Here is a 5,260-nt window from a genome sequence, read left to right as displayed (position 1 = left end):
GAACTCGCCGCCGTCGAGGCTGAGCTGCGTGATCCGGTCCATCATCAGCATGGGGGGCGCCGGCAGTTGCGCGTTGCCGGGGCCGAAATAGCCGCCCAGACCCGACTGGATCAGGTCGTCCCGGCTGTAGCTGGACTGCGGCTGATGAAAATCATGCGGATTGGCCACGGTGTCGGGTCCTTTCTGGGAGGGTCGGGGCGATCGGCAGGCGAAGGCCGCCTGAGACGAAGACCCAGATCTTGTCGGTCAGCTCGGCGCGGTCCGGGCGATGGCCGCTGGTCAGGCCGCCGATCAGCGCCTGACGGATGCCGCCGATCAGCAGGGCGATGGTGAGCCGCGGATCGAGGTCGGCGGGAATGACTCCGGCCCGCTGGCCGGCCCGCAGGTTATAGGCGCCTGCCGTCAGTTGTCGGCGTGTGAAGGCCTGTTCCACATCAAGCACCTCGGCGGCGCGGCTCAAGGGGCCGACGACCAACGGCGCGAACGGGTGATCGTAGTGGAAGGCGATATAGGCGGCGATCCGCTCCTTCTCCCGACCGGCCCAGTCCGGAGACACCAGCTTCGACGGGCTGAACGCCGTGGCCTCCAGCCGGTTGTAGAAGCCCTCCACCACGGCGGCGATCAGTCCTCCCTTCGATCCGAAGTGGTGATAGGCCAGCCCGACCGAGACCTTGGCCCGCTTGGCGACCGCCTGCATTTCCAACAGACCGTGGCTGGCGATCAACTCCTCCTGGGCCGCGCGGACCAACCGTTCGGGCGCGCCGATCCTCGGGATGCTCATGGTCGTCCCCGCAATTGAACTGAATTCAATTCAGGCACAGGAGGGCGAACGCTGCAAGCCTCGAATCGCGGTCGGGGTCGCACATCAGGCCGGCGGCAGGTTCTGGATTTGGAGGGCGGTGAAGGCGTTGACCTGGGCCGGCGTCATGGCCGCCACCAGGGTCGAGGTCAGTTGGCGCACCTGGGTCACCGTCAGCTTGGGGATCTGGGTGGCGGTGAAGGCGGTCACCTGGGTGGTGGTCAGCCCCCCGATCAGGGTGGTGGAGAGCGCGCCGATCTGGGCGCCGGGCAGGGCGCCGATCTGGGTGGCTGTGAAGCTTTCGAACAGGGTGGAGTCGAGGGCCGAGAGCTGGGTGGCGGTCAAGCCCGTGATCTGGGTCGCCGCCAGGGTTCCGAACTGGGTGGCCGACAGGCCGAACAGGTTGGTGGTGGACAGCGCGCCTAGCTGACCGGCGGAGAGCCCGACCAGCTGGGTGGCGGTGAGCTCGCCGAAGTCGGTGGCGCTGAGGCCGCGAATATTGGCGGTGCTGACGCCCTGGATCTGGGTGCGTGAGAGACCTGCCACCTGGGTCTGGGTCAGGGCCGAGAAGTTGGTGGCGGTCAGGCCGGCGATCTGGGTGGCGCCCAGGGCGCCCAGTCGGGTCTCGTCCAGGGCGGCCAGGTTGTCGGCGCCGAAGGCGTTGATCTGGGCGGCCGACATGGCGCCGAGCTGGGTCAGGTTGAATTCGTCGAGGTCGGTGGCCGACAGCCCGCCGATCTGGGTCGCGGTCAGCGCCCGGACCTGGGTTGTGGCGAGATCGCTCACCTGGGTGGCGTCGAGGGCCGCCAGGGTCGTCGAGGACAGGCCGGCGAACTGGGATGCGGTCAGGCTGCCGATCTGGGCCGGGCTGAAGCGCCCGAAGTCGGTGGAGGACAGGTCCCCCAGCGCCGTGGCGCTGATGCCGCGAAGCTGGGTGGTGGTGAGCCAGCCGATCTGGGTGTCGTTGAGCGCGGCGACGCCGGCCGCCGACAGCCCGCCGAACTGCTGGGCGCTGAGCCCATCGAACTGGGTGTCGAACAGGGCCGGCAGGGCGGTGGCCGACAGCGACCCGAACTGCCCCGGGGTGAAGCCCTTGATCTGGGTCGCGGTGAACTCGCGCACATCGGTGGCGGTGAGCGCCCGGACCTGGAAGGCGGTCAGCCCCTTGAGCTGGGTGTTGCTGAGCTGCTGGATCACCGTGGCGTTCAGCGAGCCGATGTTGGTGGCCGACAGGACGCCGATCTGCGAGGCCGACAGGGCGACGACCTGGGTGGGGGTGAACCGCGCGAAGTCCGCGGCGTCGAGGCCGCTCAGTTGGCTGGCTGTGAGGCCCTTGATCCGGGCGGGGTCGATAGCCCGGAGCTGAGTGTCCGAGAGCGAGGTCAGGTTGGTCAGCGACAGGCCGCCCAACTGGCTGGCGGTGAGCGCCGCGATCTGGGTCGTGGCCAACTCGGCGAAGTCGGTTTCCGACAGGCTGGCCATCTGGGTGGCGGTGAAGCCCGCCGTCTGGGTGGTGGTCAGGCCGCGGACCTCGGTCTCGTCCAGGCTGGCCAGGTTGGTGGTGGAGAGCGCGCCGAGCTGGCCGGCGGTCAGGGCGCCGATCTGACCGGAGGTGAACTTGTCGAAGTCGGCGCTCTCCAGGCCGCGTACCTGGGTGATCGTGAGGCCCTTGACCTGGGTGGTGGTCAGGGCTGCGACCTGGGTGGAGTCCAACGCCGAGAAACCCGTCGAGGTGAGGCCCGAGATCTGGGTCGCCGACAGGGCCGCGATGGCCTCGGGCGCGAGGGCCGCGAAGTTGGTGGCGGTGATAGCCCCCACCTGGCTGGCCGACAGGGCGCCGACCTGGGTGGCGGTGAGCTTGCCCAGGGTCGCTGAATCGAGGTCGCGCAGTTGCAGGGTGTTGAGGCCCTTCACCTGGGTGGCCGACAGCGAGGCGATCTCGGTGGCGTCGAACTGAGCCAGGTGGGTGGTGGCCAGGGCGCCGATCTGGCTGGCGGTGAAGCCCCCCAGCTGGGTGAGGTTGAACTCATCGATGTCGGCGGTGGTCAGGCCCTTGATCTGGGTGGTGGTCAGACCCCGCACCTGGGTCGCCGACAGCGCGCCGATCTGGGTGGCGTCGAGGCCCGACAGCTTGGTCGCCGACAGTCCCGCCAGTTGGGTCCCCGCCAGGGCGGCGAGGCGGGTGGTGTCCAGGGCGCCGAGCTGGCTGGAGCTCAGACCGCCGAGCTGGGAGGCGTTCAGCGCGGTGAGCTGGGCGGTGTCGAACACCACCGAGCTTGCGAAATGGGCGATCTGGGTGGCCTTCAGGCCCTTGACCTGGCTGGCCGAGAGGGCCGCGACCTGGGTGACCGACAGCGACTCGATCCCGGTCACGCTGAGAGCGCCCACCTGGGTCGAGGTGAGCTGCTGCATCTTCGTGGTCGAGAGCGGCTGCAGGACCGTCACCGAGAGGGCGGAGATCTGGGCAGCCGAGAGATACGAAATCGGCATGAGCGCGATCCTAGACGGTCACGCTTAAGCGATGATCAACCGCCCATGGTCTTTGCGCGGACAGGCTGCTTCCGGGGCCTCAACTCACCAGGTCTCGCACCATGGTCTTGCGCGCCGTCCAGAAGATGGCGGCGGCGATCAGGGTGAAGAGCGAGGTCAGGACCATGGACCAGCGCAGGCCCTCGGCCGTGCCGAGCCCGGCTGCGGTGGCCAGGGTGTCGCTGAGCAGGCCGACGAACAGCGGCCCGAGCCCCAGGCCGATCAGGTTCAGCACCAGCAACAGCAGGGCCGCGGCGGTGGCGCGGGTGTGGGCCGGCACCACGCTCTGGGCCGTGGCGAAGACCGGGCCGTACCAGAGCGAGCCCAGGATGCTGGGAATGACCGTCAGCCACAGCGCCGTCATCGGGTCCTCGACGGTGTAGATGAAGTAGTAGGAGGGCAGGGCCAGCACGGCCGCCGCCGCCGGGACCACGGCGTAGCCGCGGGCGTCCTTGCGGGCGGCGATGTCGGCGAACCAGCCCCCCAGCAGGGTGCCGACGATCCCGGCCGCGCCGCCAATTAGACCGAGAGCGAGCCCCAGGAACCCGGCCGACTTCAGGCCATAGGGCCCGGCCAGCAGGGCGAGCTGATCGCCGTGCAGACGCAGGAAGAAGGCGGCGTTGAAGGCGCCCTGGCCATAGCCCACGAAGGCCATCAGGCCCGCGGCCACCGCCATCAGCCAGAAGGTGGGCTTGCCCGCCAGGACCCTGAACGCGGTGGAGAGCGGCGGGGCGGCCTCGGCCTGGGTCGTGGCGATCGCCGCCAGGTGCTTGCGCGGCTCCTTCAGACAGAAGCCCGCCACCAGGGCCAGGACCAGGCCCGGCGCACCGGCCACGAAGAAGGCGGTTCGCCAGCCATAGGCGTCGGCGATCAGCCCGCCCATCACCAGCCCCAGCAGCGTGCCGATGGGAATGCCGAGGGAATAGGTCGCCAGCGCCGAGGCGCGTTTCTCCTTGGGCGTATAGTCGGCGATCAGGGAGTGGGCGCAAGGGTTGCAGCCGGCCTCGCCGAAGCCCACCCCCATGCGGGCGAGCAGCATCTGCGGGAAGGTCTGGGCCCGCCCGCTGAGCACGGTGAACCCGCTCCACAGCGCCATGCAGCCGGCGATGATCCAGGGCCGGGAGAACCGCTCGGCCAGCCGCGCGATCGGGATGCCCAGGGTGGTGTAGAAAAGCGCGAACGCCAGGCCCGTCAGCATGCCAAGCTGCCAGTCGGCGAGGCCGAGGTCCTTCTTGATGGGCTCGGCCAGGATCGAGACCACCTGCCGGTCCAGGAAGGACAGGATGTAGGCCCCCAGCAGGATGGCGAGGGCGAAGGCGCGGTATCTGGCGTCGAAGGGGGCTGGTTCCTCGGCGGCGAGCGCGGTGGGCGCGACGGCGTCGACCATGGTCGGGGCTCCCTGACTTTTTATCGTTGGCGTCAGATTGGCTCAGTTGCGGGCTATGCGCCACCGCCGCTTGACGGGTCGGCCATGGACGCCTCGAAGTGACGCACCCCTTTGCCGCCTCGCGCGTTGTCGCTGCGGACTCACCGCAAGGATTCCCATGGCCGTTTCCCGTCTCCTCCTCGCCGCCGGCGCCTGCGCCCTAGCGCTGGCCGCCTGCAATCAGCAGGCGCCCTCAACCCCGCCCGCTCAGTTTCCCGCCTCGCTCCCGGAGGCGCCTGCGCCGGTCCCGGTTCCGGCCGAAGAGTCCTACGTCCCGGTGGAAGCGCCTGCGCCGGGCACGCCGGCGGGGCTGGCCGACGACCGCACGCCGATCTCCGAGGCCCCCTTCACCCCGCAGAGCGCCCAGGGCGCGGCCGATGTGGTGCAGGTCTATTTCGCCCTGATCGGCGAGAAGAAGTACGCGCAGGCCTGGGCCCTGTGGGGCGACGGCGGCAAGGCCAGCGGCATGAGCCAGGCCGATTTCGTCGCCAGCTTCGACAAGTACA

General features: G+C 69.5%; 4 protein-coding genes. 1 reads left to right on the top strand and 3 read right to left on the bottom strand.

Going from position 1 to position 5,260, the window contains the following annotated elements; translation table 11 throughout:
* Positions 1-151: 151 nt before the first annotated feature.
* The 3 genes from AAC997_RS03140 to AAC997_RS03130 all read right to left on the bottom strand — a co-directional run bounded on the left by AAC997_RS03140 (position 152) and on the right by AAC997_RS03130 (position 4,715).
* The gene (locus AAC997_RS03140; protein ID WP_340644245.1) at positions 152-781 is read right to left on the bottom strand and encodes a TetR/AcrR family transcriptional regulator; all 630 of its coding nucleotides are present in this window, start codon (positions 779-781) and stop codon (positions 152-154) included.
* Positions 782-865: 84 nt separating this feature from the next.
* Positions 866-3,289, bottom strand: a complete 2,424-nt coding sequence (locus AAC997_RS03135; RefSeq protein WP_340644244.1) for a hypothetical protein — start codon at positions 3,287-3,289, stop codon at positions 866-868.
* A 79-nt stretch (positions 3,290-3,368) separates the two neighbouring features.
* Positions 3,369-4,715 carry an MFS transporter gene (locus tag AAC997_RS03130; RefSeq protein WP_340644243.1) on the bottom strand — a complete coding sequence of 449 codons (1,347 nt, stop codon included), beginning with the start codon at positions 4,713-4,715 and terminating at the stop codon, positions 3,369-3,371.
* A gap of 157 nt (positions 4,716-4,872) precedes the next feature.
* Here AAC997_RS03130 and AAC997_RS03125 point away from each other — a divergent pair.
* A partial coding sequence (locus tag AAC997_RS03125; RefSeq protein WP_340644242.1) for a hypothetical protein occupies positions 4,873-5,260 on the top strand: 388 nt, incomplete at its 3' end.

It is taken from the genome of Phenylobacterium sp. (assembly GCF_037968635.1).
In the GTDB taxonomy this organism is placed as follows: Bacteria; Pseudomonadota; Alphaproteobacteria; order Caulobacterales; family Caulobacteraceae; genus Phenylobacterium.
This window is presented reverse-complemented; position numbering and strand designations above follow the sequence as displayed.

Bases quoted from the DNA above. Each gene is read 5' to 3' on its own strand.
- AAC997_RS03140 (WP_340644245.1), bottom strand. From the start codon at position 781: ATGAGCATCCCGAGGATCGGCGCGCCCGAACGGTTGGTCCGCGCGGCC.
- AAC997_RS03135 (WP_340644244.1), bottom strand. From the start codon at position 3,289: ATGCCGATTTCGTATCTCTCGGCTGCCCAGATCTCCGCCCTCTCGGTG.
- AAC997_RS03130 (WP_340644243.1), bottom strand. From the start codon at position 4,715: ATGGTCGACGCCGTCGCGCCCACCGCGCTCGCCGCCGAGGAACCAGCC.